The organism is Streptomyces davaonensis JCM 4913 (genome assembly GCF_000349325.1).
Classification (GTDB): Bacteria; Actinomycetota; Actinomycetes; order Streptomycetales; family Streptomycetaceae; genus Streptomyces; species Streptomyces davaonensis.
In genome coordinates, this window is sequence record NC_020504.1 from 6789039 (window position 1) to 6806091 (window position 17053).

16 protein-coding genes are annotated in these 17053 nt (G+C 71.4%); 6 read left to right on the forward strand and 10 right to left on the reverse strand.

Translation table 11 applies throughout. From position 1 onward, the window contains the following. Nucleotides 1-4 precede the first annotated feature (4 nt). Both BN159_RS29975 and BN159_RS29980 read right to left on the reverse strand, forming a co-directional pair. Complete coding sequence (locus BN159_RS29975; protein ID WP_015660768.1) at nt 5-1426, reverse strand: helix-turn-helix domain-containing protein; 1422 nt, start codon at nt 1424-1426, stop codon at nt 5-7. Nucleotides 1427-1733: 307 nt separating this feature from the next. After that, nucleotides 1734-2414, reverse strand: coding sequence for a 4'-phosphopantetheinyl transferase family protein (locus tag BN159_RS29980; RefSeq protein ID WP_015660769.1), 681 nt, complete (start codon nt 2412-2414; stop codon nt 1734-1736). Between the two features lie 180 nt (nt 2415-2594). On the opposite strand from BN159_RS29980, the gene BN159_RS29985 reads away from it, so the two are divergent. The 6 genes from BN159_RS29985 (at nt 2595) to BN159_RS30010 (ending at nt 9323) form a co-directional block, all read left to right on the forward strand. Beyond that, nucleotides 2595-3533, forward strand: coding sequence for a helix-turn-helix transcriptional regulator (locus BN159_RS29985; RefSeq protein ID WP_157901126.1), 939 nt, complete (start codon nt 2595-2597; stop codon nt 3531-3533). A 159-nt stretch (nt 3534-3692) separates the two neighbouring features. Further along, complete coding sequence (locus BN159_RS29990) at nt 3693-5108, forward strand: MFS transporter (RefSeq protein ID WP_015660771.1); 1416 nt, start codon at nt 3693-3695, stop codon at nt 5106-5108. Nucleotides 5109-5151: 43 nt separating this feature from the next. Further along, nucleotides 5152-6456, forward strand: coding sequence for an amidase (locus BN159_RS29995; RefSeq protein WP_015660772.1), 1305 nt, complete (start codon nt 5152-5154; stop codon nt 6454-6456). Nucleotides 6457-6489: 33 nt separating this feature from the next. Next, on the forward strand, nt 6490-7518 hold the full coding sequence (locus tag BN159_RS30000) for a 3-oxoacyl-ACP synthase III family protein (RefSeq protein WP_015660773.1): 1029 nt from the start codon (nt 6490-6492) through the stop codon (nt 7516-7518). A 21-nt stretch (nt 7519-7539) separates the two neighbouring features. Continuing rightward, complete coding sequence (locus BN159_RS30005; RefSeq protein ID WP_015660774.1) at nt 7540-7836, forward strand: acyl carrier protein; 297 nt, start codon at nt 7540-7542, stop codon at nt 7834-7836. Next, nucleotides 7833-9323: an AMP-binding protein gene (locus BN159_RS30010; RefSeq protein WP_015660775.1), complete on the forward strand. Its 1491-nt coding sequence runs from the start codon at nt 7833-7835 to the stop codon at nt 9321-9323. Before BN159_RS30005 ends, BN159_RS30010 begins: the two co-directional genes overlap by 4 nt. A 71-nt stretch (nt 9324-9394) precedes the next feature. Here the strand turns inward: BN159_RS30010 and BN159_RS30015 are convergent, their stop codons facing one another. The 8 genes from BN159_RS30015 to BN159_RS30050 form a co-directional block, all read right to left on the reverse strand. After that, complete coding sequence (locus BN159_RS30015; protein ID WP_015660776.1) at nt 9395-10336, reverse strand: HAAS signaling domain-containing protein; 942 nt, start codon at nt 10334-10336, stop codon at nt 9395-9397. Beyond that, nucleotides 10333-10671, reverse strand: coding sequence for a PadR family transcriptional regulator (locus BN159_RS30020; RefSeq protein ID WP_041820016.1), 339 nt, complete (start codon nt 10669-10671; stop codon nt 10333-10335). The genes BN159_RS30015 and BN159_RS30020 overlap by 4 nt, the downstream gene beginning before the upstream one ends. A gap of 136 nt (nt 10672-10807) precedes the next feature. Then, on the reverse strand, nt 10808-11224 hold the full coding sequence (locus BN159_RS30025) for an aggregation-promoting factor C-terminal-like domain-containing protein (RefSeq protein ID WP_015660778.1): 417 nt from the start codon (nt 11222-11224) through the stop codon (nt 10808-10810). A gap of 335 nt (nt 11225-11559) precedes the next feature. Beyond that, a complete protein-coding gene (locus BN159_RS30030) occupies nt 11560-12402 on the reverse strand; it encodes an ECF transporter S component (protein WP_015660779.1) in 843 nt (280 codons plus the stop codon). Further along, nucleotides 12399-14075 carry an ABC transporter ATP-binding protein gene (locus BN159_RS30035; protein ID WP_015660780.1) on the reverse strand — a complete coding sequence of 559 codons (1677 nt, stop codon included), beginning with the start codon at nt 14073-14075 and terminating at the stop codon, nt 12399-12401. Before BN159_RS30035 ends, BN159_RS30030 begins: the two co-directional genes overlap by 4 nt. Beyond that, on the reverse strand, nt 14072-15163 hold the full coding sequence (locus BN159_RS30040) for a CbiQ family ECF transporter T component (protein WP_015660781.1): 1092 nt from the start codon (nt 15161-15163) through the stop codon (nt 14072-14074). Before BN159_RS30040 ends, BN159_RS30035 begins: the two co-directional genes overlap by 4 nt. Then, nucleotides 15156-15776 carry an SCO2322 family protein gene (locus BN159_RS47590; RefSeq protein ID WP_015660782.1) on the reverse strand — a complete coding sequence of 207 codons (621 nt, stop codon included), beginning with the start codon at nt 15774-15776 and terminating at the stop codon, nt 15156-15158. Before BN159_RS47590 ends, BN159_RS30040 begins: the two co-directional genes overlap by 8 nt. Then, nucleotides 15773-17005, reverse strand: a complete 1233-nt coding sequence (locus BN159_RS30050) for a prenyltransferase/squalene oxidase repeat-containing protein (protein WP_015660783.1) — start codon at nt 17003-17005, stop codon at nt 15773-15775. The genes BN159_RS47590 and BN159_RS30050 overlap by 4 nt, the downstream gene beginning before the upstream one ends. Nucleotides 17006-17053: the final 48 nt, after the last annotated feature.

Here is a 17053-nt window from a genome sequence, read left to right on the forward strand (position 1 = left end):
CGGATCAGCTGGCGAAACTCATTTCGCCGCCCAGATCCGCGGGCGTGTGAGCGTCGCGCTCCGCGGACCGGGCGGCCCCGGCGGCGGGGGTGTCGGCCGTGCCGTCGCCGAAACGATCCAGCTCGGACACGACATGGCGGACGAGCGCGTGGATGCGGTAGTCGTACTGATGATCCCGGTTGATCTGCACCAGTGAGGCGTCCGCCAGCTCGGCCAGCAGGTGCACGACCCGCATCGTGTCCAGGTGGCGGCTCGGCCGCATGCCCAGCACGTCGTTGAGCGAGAAGCCGTCCGGCAGGGCGACCAGGTCGCGCAGCAACTGGCGGTGCGGTGCGGGCAGCAGGTCGTAGCTCCAGCGCACACTGTCCGACAGGGTGCGGTGTGCGCTCAGGCCGCCCGCGTCGACCTGGTCGAGCAGGTGGAACAGGAACTTCTCGTTGAGCATGGAGTTCAGCGGCAGCGATCTGAGCCGCTGGGCCGCGATCTCGATGGCCAGCGGCACACCGTCCAGGATCCGGCACAGCCTGGTGACCAGCGGCAGGTGATGGGCGAGATCGAGCGTGGGCAGGCCGGCCTGCACCCGGCGCAGGAGGAGCTCGACCGCGCTCGGTACGGCCATCTCGCGGCCCTCCCCGTCGTCGACCCGCAGCGGCTCGACCTCCCAGGTCTCGGCCGGTCCCGCGGTCAGCGCCCGGCGCGAGGTCACCAGCAGATGCAGTCCCGGGTGCTCGTCGAGCAACTGCCGTGCGACCCGGGCGGTCTGGTGCGCCACGTGCTCGGCTCCGTCCAGGACGAGCAGCCGCCGGCCGCCGGGGGCGGGGTCCGCCTCCTCGGTCAGCTCCCGTGTGACGCGCGTCAACTCGGCACGTGCGGCGGCGGCGTCGAGGTGTTCGGGCGGGCAGTCGCGCAGCTCCGCCACGGCCACGCCGCCGCGGAACAGCGGGCGCAGCCGGGATGCCGCCGCGAGCGCCAGCCGGGTCTTGCCGACCCCGCCGGGGCCGGTGAGAACGACCAGCCGACTGCGCTGCACGCAGGCCAGGACATGGCGCATGTCGGCCTGGCGGCCCACCAGCGGATCGCCGAGCGACCGTGGACCACGCCACGGCGACAGCGGCGGCGTACCGCCGCGGTGCGCCGCCGAGGACTGTTCGGGCACCGCCACCCAGCCCGGCCGGTCCCAGGGTGCCGTCTCCGACAGCGGCACGTGCGCCGCTCCCAGGGCGTTGAGCAGCAGAGAAACGGAAGTGCGGCGCGGGTTGGTGTTGGAGCCCGTCTCCAGATTGCGGATGGTGCGGACACTGACGCCGGATCGTTCGGAAAGCTCTTCCTGCGTCCAGCCCGAAATTCTTCGCTGGTTCACCAGGAAGTCCCGCAACTGATGAATATCCGCACCGTCGAATGAAATGAACTCATTCTGGCTGACCACTGAGATCCCCCATGTATGCAGTGAGTTCAGTGCTGCTCCTGCATATCCCGAATGGCGCGATCGATCCGGCCGGTACCGCTTCACCCATGGCCGCACCCCCGTTCGCATGTATTCGGGACCGGAAACAGTCACTCGCACGCGAGGGCAGTCCCTGTTGAGCGGTAAATGTCGACAACAAGACACAGGGGTTGCCCTTGGCCAGAACCGGACCTTACTCGACGAAGCATTCGAGTGGGAGTTGAGGTCCTGGCAGGAAAGAGTCACATGGTCATTCGGTGTCATCCTCGCCGTATTCACTGAATTTGGTTCAATGCCCCGTCGTGGCTGCCACGGGGAGTGCGACCACGGCCAGCAAGTGCCCCGAGGACACCGCCCAGCGACCCGTGAAGTCCGCCGCCGGTATTTCCCGGCGGAGCCGCCCGGAGTCCGGGGCGACACCCCCGAACGTGCCGTCGGCGCGCAGCCGGACCCGGAACTCCCGAACCCCGAAACGCGCCCCGAGCCACGGGGAAAACGCCTTGTAGGCCGCCTCTTTGGCGCAGAACAGCAACCGGTCGAGGGGCAGCTCGCAGGCACCGGCGAAGTCCTCCCGCAGCCGACGCGCCTCCGCTTCCGTCACGATGCGCCTCGCGACCACGTCCGGCAGGCTCCGGCAGGGCTCCGCGTCGATGCCGAGCCCCGCGAAGTCGGCGGCCCGCGCAACGGCGGCGGCCCGGTATCCGGGGCAGTGGGTCATACTCCCGACGATCCCGGCCGGCCAAACCGGCGCGCCGAGGGGTCCGGGCACGAGCGGCCCGGGGGGCACCCCGAGCGACGCCAGAGCCCGGCGGGCGCAGCCGCGCACCGTGGTGAACTCCGCGCGCCGGTCGTCCAACACCCCATCGACCAGGGCTCGTTCGGCGGGGAACAGGTCCACCGCGGCATCCGGTCCGTCGTCGCCGAACGCCTCACCGGCATGGACGCCGAGGGGGACCAGGTCAGCAATCAAGCCACAACTCCGGCCACACACGGCTTGTTTCGACAGTGCACATGTGAGCTTCCTGTGATGAACATGACCCTCGTGTGAGGATGGAGTGCGGCAACACCTGAGGTATGGGACGAGCTACGGGGAACACGGGGGCGTGGCCGAATGCTGGAGAGGTTGGGGCTCGACGACACTGCGGGGGCAGTGTACGAACACCTCATCACCGACCATGACCCGGACCAGGACACTGACCACCTGGCCCGGCGTCTGGAACTGACCGAGGACGACGTGCGCACGGCGCTGAAGCGACTGGAGGAACTGAACCTGGTCCAACCGACCGGCGACGGCCCGGCCCGGCCGGTGGATCCGCGGCTCGGCCTCAAGGCCCTGCTCTTCCGGCAGATGTCCGGGATCGAGGCGCAGTTGCTGGCGTTCGAGCAGGACCGGGCCGCCGTGCTGACCCTGGTCGACAAGTACGCCAGGCACGCGGGCCACCGGGGCGCGGCCGAGGGCGTCGGCGGCGAGTACGTCACCGGGCGCGAGGCCGTGGCCGGCAGGCTGTCGGAGCTGGCCGACGCCGCCGGCACCGAGTGGCTGGCCTTCGCCCCGGGCGGTGCACCGTCCGTGAGCTGGCTGGAGTCCGTGCAGTCGCTCGTGCGCCAGGTACGCGGGCGCGGCGTCGCCGCCCGTACGGTCTCCACCGACAGCATCCGGGGCGGAACGCAGTGGGCGGACTTACCGCGCACCGGGGTGCGCACGGTGCCCTCGCTGCCCGTACCGATGCTCATCGTCGACCGGTCCACCGCGTTGCTGCCGACCGAACCGGCCGCTCCCTGGCGCGGCGTTCTCCAGCTGTCCGCACCAGGCGTACTGGAGGCCCTGATCGCCCTGTTCGAGGGCGTGTGGGCGAGCGCCGTCCCGCTCGGCGGTGTCGAAGCGCGCCCCGCCGAGGGCGGGTTGAACCCGCGGGAGCGGGAAGTGCTGCGGCTGCTGGCACGCGGCCTCAACGACGACGCCGTCCGCAGACGGCTCGGCCTCTCCCTGCGCACGGTGCGCAGAATCGTCGCCGACCTGTGCACCCGCCTGGGCGCGGCCAGCCGCTTCGAGGCGGGCTACCTGGCCGCCAAACGCGGCTGGATCTAGCCCGGTTGTGCGGGCCCGCGGGGGCAGCGGCAACTTTCTCCCGGGAGTTGCCGGTGCACTGCCTGGCCGGTGCCACGGCGAGTCGACCAGCATGCTGGTCGAACGTCCATGGCACCGGCCTGGACAAATGGCCTGGTGAACGGGGGCGGGCGGAGGGCGATGGCACAGTCACCTCCCGAGGAGACCGACGGCAGCGGCGAGGCCGAGCGGTCCGAAGAGAGCGCGCAGACCAAGGGCGGCGAGGAGCGAGCGCCGTCGCTCTGGCGCAACCGCGACTATCTGTCCTGGTGGACCGGCAACGGCCTGTCGACGCTGGGCACCAGCGTCTCGACGCTCGCCTTCCCGCTCCTGATGCTCTACGAGACGGGATCCGCGACGCAGGCCGGCACCATCACCGTCCTGCACATGCTCGGCAAACTCGGCACCCTCGCGGTGGGCGGGGCACTGGCCGACCGGATCTCCCGCCGCGCCATCCTGTGCGTCGTCCCCCTGATCGAGGCGCTGGCGATGGGCGCGGTCGCCCTGCTGGTGTACCGGGGTGATCCGGCCGTCCTCGCGCTGGATCTGCTGGCCCTGGTCAGCGGGCTCGCGGCGGGCCTGAAGATCGGCGTGTCGACGCCGGTGCTGCGCCGGGTCGTGCCCAAGGAGCAGATCGCGAACGCGACGGCGCAGGGCATGGGCCGCGACATGGTCCTCCAGCTCCTCGGCGCCCCGCTCGGCGGTCTGCTGTACTCCGCGGCCCGCTGGATCCCGTTCCTCTTCGACGCCCTCTCCTTCGTCTTCGTCACCCTGGGCACCCTGTTCATCCGACGGCCGCTCGGCCCGGACCGGAAGAACGACGAGCAACGGCCCGGCCTGCTCACCGAGATGGGCGACGGCCTGCGCATGATCAGGCGCAGCGACTATCTGCGCTTCACCATCGCCTGGGGAGCCCTGCTCAACACCGTGGCGCAGGGGTTCACGCTGCTGTTCATCGTGCTCGTGCAGCACCGCGGCGGCAGTCCCACGGCGGTCGGCGTCGTGACCTCGCTCGCGGTGGCCGGGGGTGTCGTCGGCGCCGTGCTCGGGCCGACGCTGATGCAACAGCTGGGGGCGCGGCGGGTCCTGCACGCCGCCGCCTGGATCTTCGTGGCGTCGTTCGCCGTCGTGGGCCTGGTCCCCGAGCCCTGGCAGATCGGCCTGGTCATGATGGTCGGCATGATCAGCATGGTGCCGATGAACGTCGTCACCGAGTCGTACGAGGTCCGGCTGGTGCCGGACGCCTACCTGGGCCGGGTCGCCGCGACGAGCCGGTTCTGCTTCCAGGGCGTGCAGTGGGTCGGCCCGCTGGCGGCGGGCGTCCTCGCCGACACCCTGGGACCGGAGTCCGCCGCCCTGGTCCTGGCCGGTGTCATGGCCGTGCTGGCCGTCGTCCTGCACCTCGGCCGACGCAACCTCGCCCTCCTGGACAGCCCCCTGGCCGACGTACAGGAACTCCCCGCCCCGAACGACCGCGACCCGCAGGACGAGGACCCGCAGGACCAGGACCCGGAGGACGGCGTGCTCACGGGACCGTCCAAGGGCTCGGCAAGTTGACTCTCCGGACCGCTTGGACCGGCACACACATCTGAGGACAGCCATGGAAGATCTCGTTCAGCCCACCTCCCTGGTCCGTGTGGCCGAGAGCCTGCGCTCCGGTGAGACCGATCCGCGAGAACTGGCGGCCCGCACCCTCGACCGCATCGCCGCCGTGGACGGCACCGTCCAGGCCTTCGTGCCCGAGCCCGGCCGCGCGGAGCGGCTCGACGCCGCCGCGCGCGAACTCGTCGCCCGCGGCGAGGAGTTGGCGGAGCGGCCCCCGCTGTACGGCGTACCCGTGGGCGTGAAGGACATCGTGCACGTCGCCGGGCTGCCCACCGCGGCGGGTTCCCAGCTTCCGCCGGAGGAACTGGCCGGGCCCCAGGCCGCCGTGATCGACCGGCTGGAGAAGGCCGGGGCGATCATCGCGGGCAAGACGGTGACCGGCGAGTTCGCCGTCACCGCGCCCGGCCCCACCCGCAATCCGCACCGCACCGATCACACCCCGGGCGGCACCAGCAGCGGATCGGCGGCGGCTGTCGCGGCCGGCCTGGTCCCGCTCGCCATCGGCACCCAGACGATCGGCTCGCTCATCCGGCCCGCCGCGTACTGCGGAGTCGTGGGATTCAAGCCGACCCACGGCCGCATCCCGCTCGACGGCGTCCTCCCGGTCGCCCCGACGTTCGACACGGTCGGCGTCATCGCCGCCACGGTCGCCGACGCCACCCTGGCAGCCTCGTGCCTGGTCGACGACTGGAAGCCCGCCCCGACCGAATCCGGCCGACCGGTGCTCGGCGTCCCCGAGGGCCCCTACCTGTCCTTCGCGGAGCCCGAGGCCCAGGCCGCGTACGAGCAGCAGCTCACCGCGCTCGAAACCGCGGGCTACGACATCGTCCGGGTCCCGATGTTCGCCAACCTCGAAGAAGAGGCCTTCCCCCTCTTCATCATCAACCTCTACGAACTCTCCCGGGCCCACGCCGACCTGTTCGAGCGGTTCGGCGAGCTCTACGACGAGCGCACCGCGGACGCGATCCGGCAGGGCCGGCCCGCCGAGGACTCGGACCACGCCAAGGCGCTCCAGCAGCGCGAGGACTTCCGTGACTCCATCGCGGCGACGACCGACGCGCACGGCATCGACCTGTGGGTCACCCCGGCGGCGACCGGACCCGCGCCCGCCGGACTCGACAACCCGGGCGAGTCGGTGATGTCCCTGCCGTGGAGCGGCGCGGGCCTGCCCTGCCTCACCATCCCCACCGCCCGTCCGCAGGGCGAACTGCCCCTCGGTCTCCAGTGCGTGGGCCGCACCGGCGAGGACGAGCGACTGCTGGGCTGGGCCACCGAGCTGGAGCGAGTGCTGTCCGCGTAGGCGCGGCTGTCGGTACAGGCGAAAGGACGACACGTGAGCAACGCAGCGCGGCCGGGCATCATCGCGGCGGGCACGGCCTTCGGCACACCACAGGCCGTGGCCGACACGGCCGCCGCGTACGTGCCCGACCCGGAGGCCGTGGGCAGGCTCGGCTACACGACCTACCACCGTGTGGCCGACGGCGTCACCGCGACCGACCTCGCGGCCGGCGCCGCCCGGGAAGCCCTGGAGAACGCGGACCTGGACATCGCCGACATCGACCTGATCGTCGTCGGCCACTCCGACGTCCCGGAATACCTGGGCTGGGACCCCTCGGCGGCGGTGGCGCGGGCCCTCGGGGCGGGCTCCACACCGACGGTGCTGTTCACGCAGGCGTGCGCCGCCTGGGCGCCGGCGCTCGACCATGTCGCCGGCGCCATGGCCCTCGATCCCGGCACCGAGACCGCGCTGCTGATCCTGGTCAACGTGCACAGCGAGGCCCACAGCAACCGCATGGACTTCAACGGCTGCATCGCGAGCGACGGCGCCGTCGCCGTCGTCCTGCGCCGCGGGTATCCCCGGCTGTGCCGGCTCTCCTCCGCGCAGGTGACGAACCCCGAGTACGCGGACCTCTTCCGCATCGAGTACGGCGGCTCGGCCGTACCCGTGCCGCCCGCGGGCAGCACCCACCGGGACCTGGACCCCATGGTGTCGGTCTACCGGCACTTCGACCGGGACCCGGCACGGTTCCAGGCGTTCCTGAAGGAGAACACCACCCGGCTCGCGGACGTCGTCGACGCCGCCCTGGCCCGCGCCGGACGGGACCGCGCCGAACTGGCCCGGCTCGTCTACCTCAACGACAACCAGCAGACGTTCCGGGCGGTCGCCGACACCGTCGGACTTCCCTTGGAGCGCACCAACGCCAGGCAGGCCCGCGAACTGGGCCACATGGGGGCCGCCGACCAACTCGTGTGCCTGTGGCGGCACCTGGAGTCCGGCGAGCTGGCCAAGGGAGACCTCGTGGCGCTCGCCGGTGCCGCGTCTCCCGGCATGCACTGGTTCTGCACGTTGCTAGAAGTGTGACAAAGTGAAAGGAAACCCCCCATGCCAGCCGAACCCCACACCGCGCCGGCGCCGCCCCTGACCATCCCCGAGGACGACATCGCCGCCTTCGTCGTCGAGCGGTTCCTGCCCGGCGTCGACCGCCGTGAACTCGAAGCCGACTACGACCTGTTGGCCAGCGCGGTGATCGACAGCCTCGGTGTGCTGCACATCGCCGCCTGGCTGGAGGAGCGCTACGGCCTGCGTCTCCCCGACGAGGAACTCACCAGCCGCAACTTCCGCTCCGTACACGCCATCCAGCTCACCGCCGCCCGCGCGACCACCGGGGGGCGGGGATGACCCAGTCGTTCGTGACGGCGTTCGCCGCCCGCGCGGCCGCCGCGCCGTCCGTCCCCGCCCTCATCTGGGAGAACCAGGCGATCGGCTACGGCGAGCTGTACGCCATGGCCTGCCGGGCCCGCGCCCAGGTGACCGCCGCGGCCCTGGACACCGAAGGCCCCGTGGGCCTGCGGGTGCGGAAGTCGCCGGAGGCCGTCGCCCTGGTGCTGGGCTGCCTCATGGCGGGCCGCAGCTTTCTGCTGCCCTCCCACGAACTGCCCGACATCCCGCTCAAAGAGCTTTACCACCAAGCGGGTTGCCGCCAGATCTTCGGGACCGTCGACGGCCCGATGATCGACGCGGTGGTGCACCCGGCCGCCGGGTGGACCGGCGCCGCACCGCAACAGGAGCAGCCGGCGCCGGTGGACCCCGACGCCATCGGGTTCATGCTCACGACCTCCGGCTCGACCGGCGTACCCAAGATCGTCCCGATCTCGTACGGGGCGGTCACCCGGTTCGCCGCCTGGGCAGCCGAGACCTTCGGCATCACGAACGGCACCCGGGTCCTCAACTACGCCCCCCTCAACTTCGACCTGTGCCTTCTGGACGTGTGGTCCACGCTGGCCTACGGCGGCACCGTCGTCATGGTCGACCCCGACCGGGGCACCTCGGAGACGTATCTGCGCGAACTCGTGACCGGCCACGGAGTGCAGGTGGTCCAGGGCGTGCCGCTGCTGTTCCAACTACTCGTCGAGGCGGCCGGAGGCGAGCCGCTGGACGGCCCGGAACACCTCGTCTTCGCGGGCGAGTCCTTCCCCGCACGCCTGCTGGACGACCTCGCCCCGGTCTTCCCCGAGGCCCGCTGGTACAACAACTACGGCTGCACGGAGACGAACAACAGCTTCCTGCACGAGGTGGACCGCGACGGCCCGGTGACCGCCCCGCTGCCGATCGGCCGACCGCTGCCCGGCGTGAACTGGCTGCTCGTGGACGGGGACGGCCGCGCGCTGACCGGACCGGGACAGGGCGAGCTGCTGGTCAACACCCCCTTCCAGACCACGGGTTACCTGAACTCGCCGAACGAGGAGAAGTTCGGCCCGCACCCGGACGGCGACCCCGGGCTCCTCTACTACCGCAGCGGTGACATCGCCACCCGGCACGAGGACGGCTCCCTGAGCGTGCTCGGACGCCGGGACTTCCTGGTGAAGGTGCGTGGGTTCCAGGTCAGCACCCAGAGCGTCGAGGGCATCCTGCTCGACCACCCCGCGGTGGCCGAGGCCGCCGTGGTCGCGCTGCCCGACCCGGTCGCGGGCCACCGCCTGCACGCTCAACTGCGCCTGACCGAGCCCGGCTCCGTGGGCGTACTGACCCTGCGCCAGTACTGCGCCCAGCGCACCGTGCGAGCGGCCGTCCCCGCCGTGTTCGAGCTGGTGACCACTGCACTGCCGAGGACCTCCACCGGCAAGGTCGACCGGACCCGGATCAAGCAGTCCCTGCTGGAACAGTGACTGCGCACATGACGAAGGGGCTGTCCGGCCGTACGGCCGGACAGCCCCTCCTTATGTCCCGTGTCCCGCTGCTACCGGCTGCGGACCGCCCGGAAGGCCTTGGCCACTCCGCTCGCGCCGATGAGGATCACGAGCAGCGCCGCGCCGCTGTAGACGGCATCCCCGGAGTCGAAGAGCGTCTCGGCGTCCGCCAGGAACTCCGGGTTGAGGAGCAGTTGTTGCTGAAGGATCCAGGCCAGCGACAGCGTGAACAGGGCCTGGGCTGCGGCGTACCAGCCGACCAGACGCATGGTCCAGCCCCGCGCGGCCGCCCGGGCGAGTCCGACCGCGACCAGACCGGCGAGACCGATGAGCACCGGCCAGATCCAGCCCGACCACAGCTCCGGGTCGAGCACCTCGATGCCCTCGCCGTCCACCCGGTAGGGCTGTGCGCTGTGCTGCCAGACGATCAGCCCGAACAGCAGGGCGTCCCACACCGCCCCGGCGACGGCCACGGGACCGCCCTTGTCCGGCTCCGGTGCCTCGGGCAGGTCGTCCGGGGTCCAGGAGTCGGCGTCCACCGTGTCCGCGCGGTGCCGTACCCGCTCGGTCACGGCGAACACCACGGTGAGGACGGCGACGATCTGGGCGCCGACCGTCAACAGAGTGCCGATACCGCTGCCGACGGCGTCGCCGAAGCCGCGGCCGTCGGCGATGTCCAGCGCGACGAATCCGACGGTGACCGCCGGAAGCACCGTGCAGAGCAGGGTCTTCATCAGCCGCATGTACGCGGGGTACAGGTCGGCCCCGATCAGGGCGAGCGGCCGCTCGGTGTACCGGGCCGCGTACCTGACCGGATCCCCCAGTTCGCTGAGCACCTCGCGCTCCGCCGCCCGCGGATCGGCCGGGTTGCGCCCCTCGGCCGTGTCCGCGATGGTGGCGCGCAGTTCCAGGGCGATGTCGCCCCGGTGCTCGGCCGGGAGCCGCCGCACGACCTCGTGCACATAGCGGTCCGTGAGGCTGCTCGTAGTCATCGGTCCTCCTTGGTGAGTCGAGAAATCGAGGCGACGAGGTCGTGCCACTCGCGCACGAGTCCGGCGCCGACCAGGGACCCGTCGGGGCTGACCTGGTAGTACTTCCGGGGTCGGGGTTCGTCGGTGTTCCACTCGCTCGTGAGCAGGCCCTGTTTCTCCAGCCGACGCAGCAAGGGGTAGAGGGTGTTGCCGTCGACCAACACCCCTGCGTCGTTGAGCGTTTCCAGGAGCGCGTAGCCGTACTGCGGCTTCCGCAGCAGCGCGAGGCAGGCCAGCACGACCGTTCCGCGCCGCAGCTCCTGGGCCTGGCTGAGGGTTAGTTCATCTACGGACACGCAAGACACAATACTGTGCGGCACACACTAATGTCCGCTGCTTCGGTGAAGGTTGTCTGAACGAATGCGGAAGCGCCCCCCGGGTTGGTCAACCCGGGGGGCGCTTCGTGCGTTATGGGTGGCTCGTGGCCGCGGCTCAGTACCAGCCGTTGGCCTGCCAGAAGTTCCAGGCGCCACAGGCGCTGCCGTAGCGGTCCTTCATGTAGTCGACGCCCCACTCGATCTGGGTGGCGGGGTTGGTCTTCCAGTCGGAGCCGGCGGAGGCCATCTTCGAGCCCGGCAGGGCCTGGACGAGGCCGTAGGCGCCGGACGAGGCGTTGGTGGCGTTCACGTCCCAGCCGCTCTCGTGCTCGACGATCTTGGAGAAGCACTGGTACTGGGCCGAGTCGCCGATCATCTTCTTCGCGGTCGCCTGAGCGGAGGAGGCCCCGGTCGTGGCGGCCTGCGCGGGCGCCGCGGCGAAGATCGCGCCGGTGGCGGCAACAGCCACGGCGGTACCGGCGAGGGCCTTCTTCGGAGTGGCGATGCTGCGGAGGAAGGAAGCGGCGGACAAGGCGGTGACCTTTCGTCGGGGACGGGGCGGTCGCTGTATGCCGGAACCACGCGGTGTGGCGGTGACATGCGTTGGCGCCGAGGCCCGTGGGGCTCGTCGGCGCCGTGCGACGTCATCCAGAGAAACAGGCCGGGAGGGCGTCCGCAATGACCGCTTTTGCTAGTTGTGGTCGTATGTGGGGTACACGCTTCTCGTGTGACGCGGCTCTCAATGTGCAGGTCAGGCGCGATTTTGGCGTGGGCATGGCGTCCGGTTTGTCCCACTAGGCTGGTTCGTAGGTGATGTGGGTCATGTGGGGTGGTTCACCGTGGCGCTGGCAGTCTGTTCGGGGCCCGTCACCGAGCGGGGTCGTGGAATGTGACCGGGGCCTCGAATGCCGCCCGCCGCGTCGCCCGGCGCAGCGCCTTGAGGATCGCCGGGCCCAGGGTGAGCGTCAGGACCACGGTCACCAGGGCGCGGCCCAGGTCCCAGCCGAGGGAGGTGGCCAGGCAGTACGCGATGAAGCGGGCCAGATTGGCGGGGACGCCCGCGTCGGGGTCGAAGGCGATGTTCGAGGCGAGCCGGTGGATGAAGGGCCAGCCCGCGAGGTTCGTCAGCGCGCCGTAGGCGAACGCCGCGAGGAAGCCGTACGCCGCGATCATCAGGCGCTCCGCGTGCCCACGGATGCGATCGGGGCCGGGGAGCAGACCCGCGCCCATCGTGAACCAGCCCATCGCCAGCATCTGGAACGGCATCCAAGGGCCGACCCCGCCGGTGAGCAGGGCGGACGCGAACATGCTGAGCGAGCCGAGGACGAAGCCGAAGCCCGGACCGAGGACACGTCCGCTCAGCAGCATCAGGAAGAACATCGGCTCGATGCCGGCGGTGCCCGCGCCGAGGGGGCGCAGGGCGGCCCCGGTCGCGGCGAGTACGCCGAGCATGGCCACGGCCTTGGGGCCCAGGCCGGACTCCGCGATCGTCGCGGCGACCACCGCCACGAGGAGGACCAGCAGGCCCGCGAAGAGCCAGGGTGCGTCCTGGGAGTGGGCGCTGACCTGGGAAGTGGGCGGGGCGAAGAGGGGCCAGCCGAGGGCGGCCAGGCCTACGGCGCTGACGAGGGTGAGAGTGAGGAGAGAGCGAGGGCCCAGGCGGATGGGGCGGGCCTGGGGGGTGGTCCTGGTCTGCGGGGGCGGCTTCATGCGAGGGCCTGCTTGACCTGGGTGACCGTGAGCCAGTGCTGGGGGGCGAGGATCTTGGTGATCTGCGGGGCGAAGGAGGGGGAGGAGACGACTACCTCCGCCGTCGGACCGTCGGCGATCACCTCGCCCTCGGCCAGCAGGACGACGCGGTCGGCCAGCTCTGCGGCGAGTTCCACGTCGTGGGTGGCCAGCACGATGGCGTGGCCCTTCGCCGCGAGGTCGCCCAGGACGGTGACCAGGCGGGCCTTCGCGGCGTAGTCCAGGCCGCGGGTCGGTTCGTCGAGGAGCAGGAGGGGTGGGCGGGCGGTCAGGACGATGGCCAGCGCGAGGGCCAGGCGCTGGCCTTCCGAGAGATCCCTGGGGTGGGTGTCGTCCGCGACGCCTGGGAGTAGTTGTGTGACGAGGTCGCGGCAGGTGCCGGGGGGTGCGGCGGTGTCGGTGTCGGCGGCCGCGCATTCGGCGGCGACTGTGTCGGCGTAGAGGAGGTCCAGGGGTTCCTGGGGGACCAGGCCGACGCTTTGGATCAGGGTGGGGGGTGGAGTGCGGTGTGGGGTTCTGCCGCCGACGGTGACTGTGCCGGTGGTGGGTGGGATCAGGCCTACGAGGCTGTTGAGCAGGGTGGATTTTCCGGCGCCGTTGCGGCCCATGAGGGCGATGGTTTCGCCGGGGGTGATGGTGAGGGTGACGTGGTGGAGGGCGCGGATTTGGGCTCGGGTGACTGTTAGGTCTTTGACTTCGGCGGTGTGGGGGCTTTGGGGCGCGGGCTGGGGGGTGCGGGTGAACCAGCGGCGGCGGGTGCGGGTTGTGGGGGGCTGGTCGCGTAGTTCCCCGCGCCACTTAGGGACACTGAAGTTCCGCGTCTCAAGCTGTTCCCGGAGTGCTGCTGCCCTTCGGCGGGCGTCCCTCACCGTCAAGGGGAGAGGGGACCAGCCCGCCAGTTTGCCCAGTTCTACTACCGGTGGGGTCACGGGGGAGATGGCCATGATCTCTGCCGGTGTGCCTACGGTCGGCGCTGCACCCGGGGACGGAAGCAGGGCCACCTGGTCCGCGTACTGGATCACTCGTTCCAGGCGGTGCTCGGCCATAAGGACCGTTGTCCCCAGATCGTGGACCAGGCGTTGGAGGACTGCCAGGACCTCCTCGGCCGCCGCGGGGTCCAGGGCCGACGTGGGTTCGTCGAGGATCAGGACCTGGGGGTGGGGGGTGAGGACCGAGCCGATCGCCACGCGTTGCTGCTGGCCGCCGGAGAGGGTGGTGATCGGGCGGTCCCGGAGGTCGGCCAGGCCCAGGAGGTCCAGGGTTTCCTCCACGCGGCGGCGCATCACGTCGGGGGCGAGGCCCAAGGACTCCATGCCGTACGCGAGTTCGTCCTCGACCGTGTCCGTGACGAAATGGGACAGCGGATCCTGGCCCACCGTGCCGACCACGTCCGCCAGTTCGCGCGGCTTGTGGGTACGGGTGTCGCGGCCGGCGACCGTGACACGGCCGCGGAGGGTGCCGCCGGTGAAGTGCGGGACGAGGCCGCTGACCGCGCCGAGGACCGTGGACTTGCCCACGCCGGACGGGCCGACGAGGAGGACGAGTTCGCCTTCCGGGATCTCGAAGTCGACGCCCCGGACGGTGGGTTCGGTGTGGCCGTCGTACGTCACGGAGACGTTCTCGAAGCGGATCACGACGGCTCCTTGGGGGCGTTGGCGTTCGCAGGGGCTATGGCTGCCGGGAGCAGGCCGATGAGGATCGCCGCGGCCGGCCAGAGGGGGAGGGCGGGCGCAGTCAGCGGGATCACGCTCGGTTCCATGGCGGTGGGCGCCTCCGCCGCGGCCAGGAACATCAGCGCGGTGACCGCTACGCCGGAGGCCGTGACCAGCCAGGCCCGGGCGTCCCACGGGTCGGGGCGGTAGCGGGTACGGACGGCTCGGCGGCCGCCCAGGCGCAGGCCGAACAGGGCCGCGGTGAGGCCGGTGAGGAGGACGGGCAGGCCGTAGGTGCCGCCTTCCGCGGTGAGGACTCCGTAGGTTCCGGCGCAGACGCCGAGCAGGCCGCCGAGGGTGAGGGCGGTGGTCGTACGGCGCACGGCGGGCGGGACGTCGGCGGTACGGCCGTAGCCGCGGGCGTCCATCGCGGCGGCGAGGGAGACCGAGCGTTCCAGGGCGCCTTCCAGTACGGGGAGTCCGACCTGGAGGAGTCCCTTGATGCCCCGGTCCGGGCGGCCTCGCAGGCGGCGGGCGGCTCGTAGGCGCTGGACGTCCGCGATGAGGTTGGGGGCGAAGGTGAGGGCGACGACCACCGCGACGCCTATCTCGTACAGGGCGCCGGGGAGGCATTTCAGGAGGCGGGTGGGGTTGGCGAGGGCGTTCGCTGCGCCGACGCAGATGAGGAGCGTGGCCAGTCTGAGGCCGTCGTAGAAGGCGAAGACGACCGCCTCGGCGTGCACCCGGCCGCCCAGGCGGATGCCCTGGGCCCAGTCGGGGAGGGGGATTTCGGGGAGGGTGAAGAGGGTGTGGGTGCCGGGGATGGGGGAGCCCAGGAGGACCGCGAAGGCCATGCGGATGACGATCACGGCGAGGGCGAGCTTGAGGAAGGCGTTGTAGGAGCGGGACCAGGGCGTGTTCTGCCGGCAGCTCGCCACGACGTAGGCGGACGTCGCGATGAGGAGGGCGAGGAGGAGGGGGTTGGTGGTACGGGTCGCCGCGGCACCCAGCGCGAGGGCCCAGAGCCACCAGGCGCCGGGGTGCAGGGGCTGGTTCCGTTGGTTATGCATTCCGGCGTCGGCGTGACTGCCAGAGTGCCGCCGCTCCCAGGGCCGCCACGCCTGCCGCTCCTGCCCACAGGCCCAGGGACGGGGAGTTGCCGTCGTTGTCCGTGTTCTTGGTCGTGGGCTTGCTGATCTCGTCTCCGCAACCCGCGCTCGGGTAGCCCTCGATCGCGCACAGCAGGGCGTTCGAGTCGTAGCGCAGGGGCTTGGCGACCTTGGCCAGGGCCTCTGCCGTCGTGGCGTCCTCCGCCACCTGCGCGCAGGCCGTTCGGAGCTTCGGCGGGGTTTCGCCGGACGGGGCGTCCTTCGGGGTGCCGAAGTCGAGGACCAGGGCCACTCGCTTCTGGCCGTCCTTCGCGGGCGTCCGTGCGCAGATCGTGCCGAAGGTGGCCGTTCCGCGCGGCTGGGCGGCGTCCGCCGAGTCCTCGCTCAGGGCGAAGCGGAAGCCCTTGACGTCACCGTCCGACGGGACCGATACGGACGGGCCCTGGGTGGCGTACACCCACGTCGAGCCGTCGCGGTCCCAGAAGGACCAGTAGCGGTAGGTCGCCGCCTGCGCCGGGGTCGCCACACCGAAGAACAGGGCCGCCAGCAGAACGGCGCACGCCCGGCGTATCACTGCTGCCGACCCTTGTTGCGGCCGCTGAACAGGAAGCCCACGCCGATACCCGCGACCAGGCCCACGCCGACGATCCACCACACGCTGACGCCACCGTCGTCCTCGTCCTTCTTCTCCTCGGCCGTCTCCGATGCCGCGGCCGATGCCGCCGTCTTCGGCTCCGGCCCCGTCGCGTTGAGCTGTGCGACCAGGTCCGCGCCGCCGAAGTCACGCGGGTCGGCGCCCGCCGTGTCCGCCGCGAGGATCAGCTGGGCGTAGGCGGCGGGACCGCTCTGCTTCGCCCAGTCCGCGGAGTTCTTCTCCAGCCAGGTCAGGGGCTGCCGGGCCGCCTTCGGACCGCCGGTCACCGCGAGGGCGACGACCGCGTCGGCGGTGTTGCCGTAGTCGGGCTGGTCCTCGGCCCCGGGCAGGACGGACAACAGGTAGCCGTCCTTCCTCATGGTCTCGGCGAGGTAGGACGCGCCGTTGGCGGCGGCCTGGTCCGGCGCCGGCTTGGTGGCGTCGGCGCAGCCGAGGTCGGTGTCGGCGGCGGCCTTCTCGGTCACCATGCCCATGCCCTTGATGCCGACCACGGCCGCCGCCGTCGCGTCCGCGTTGGCGGCCAGCTTGCCCTTCTTGTCCGGCTGGTAGCCGAACGCGCCGCCGTCATCGCACGACAGGGCGAACTCGCGCAGCGCGTCGAAGGCGGACTTGCCGCCGTTCACCACGGTGTCGGGGTCCTGGCCCACGGCCGCGAGGGCACCGGCCACGACGGCCGTCGAGTTCGCGTCGCTCGCCCCGCCCGCGGTGTAGCCCCAGCCACCGTCCTTGTTCTGCATGCTCTTCAGCCACTCCGTGGCCTTCTGCGCCTGCGTCAGATGCGCCCCGTCGTCCAGCACGGACAGCGCCTGGGCCGCGGCGGCGGTGCTGTTGGTGTCGACCACGACCTTGGCGTCACAGTCCTTGGCGGCGTCGGCACGGAACGCGGCGAACGCGCCGTTCGCGCACTGCTGGCCGAGCAGCCAGTCCACCGCCTTGTCTGCGGGTACGACGTCGGTGCGGTGCTGGGCGATCAGGGCGAGGGACTGGCGCCAGACGCCGTCGTACGTCGGGTCGGTCGTGCCGTAGAGCCCGGACGGGATCGCCACGGACGGCGACGGGGACGGGGCGGCTGCGGCGGTGACGGCGGGGGTGGCCAGGCCGATCACGGCGGTGGCGGCCAGGACCGCGGCGCTGCGGCGGACGTTCATGATCGGCGGGTGCCTCTCCCTGAAGGGAGTCGGGCAGCACGGGAGCAC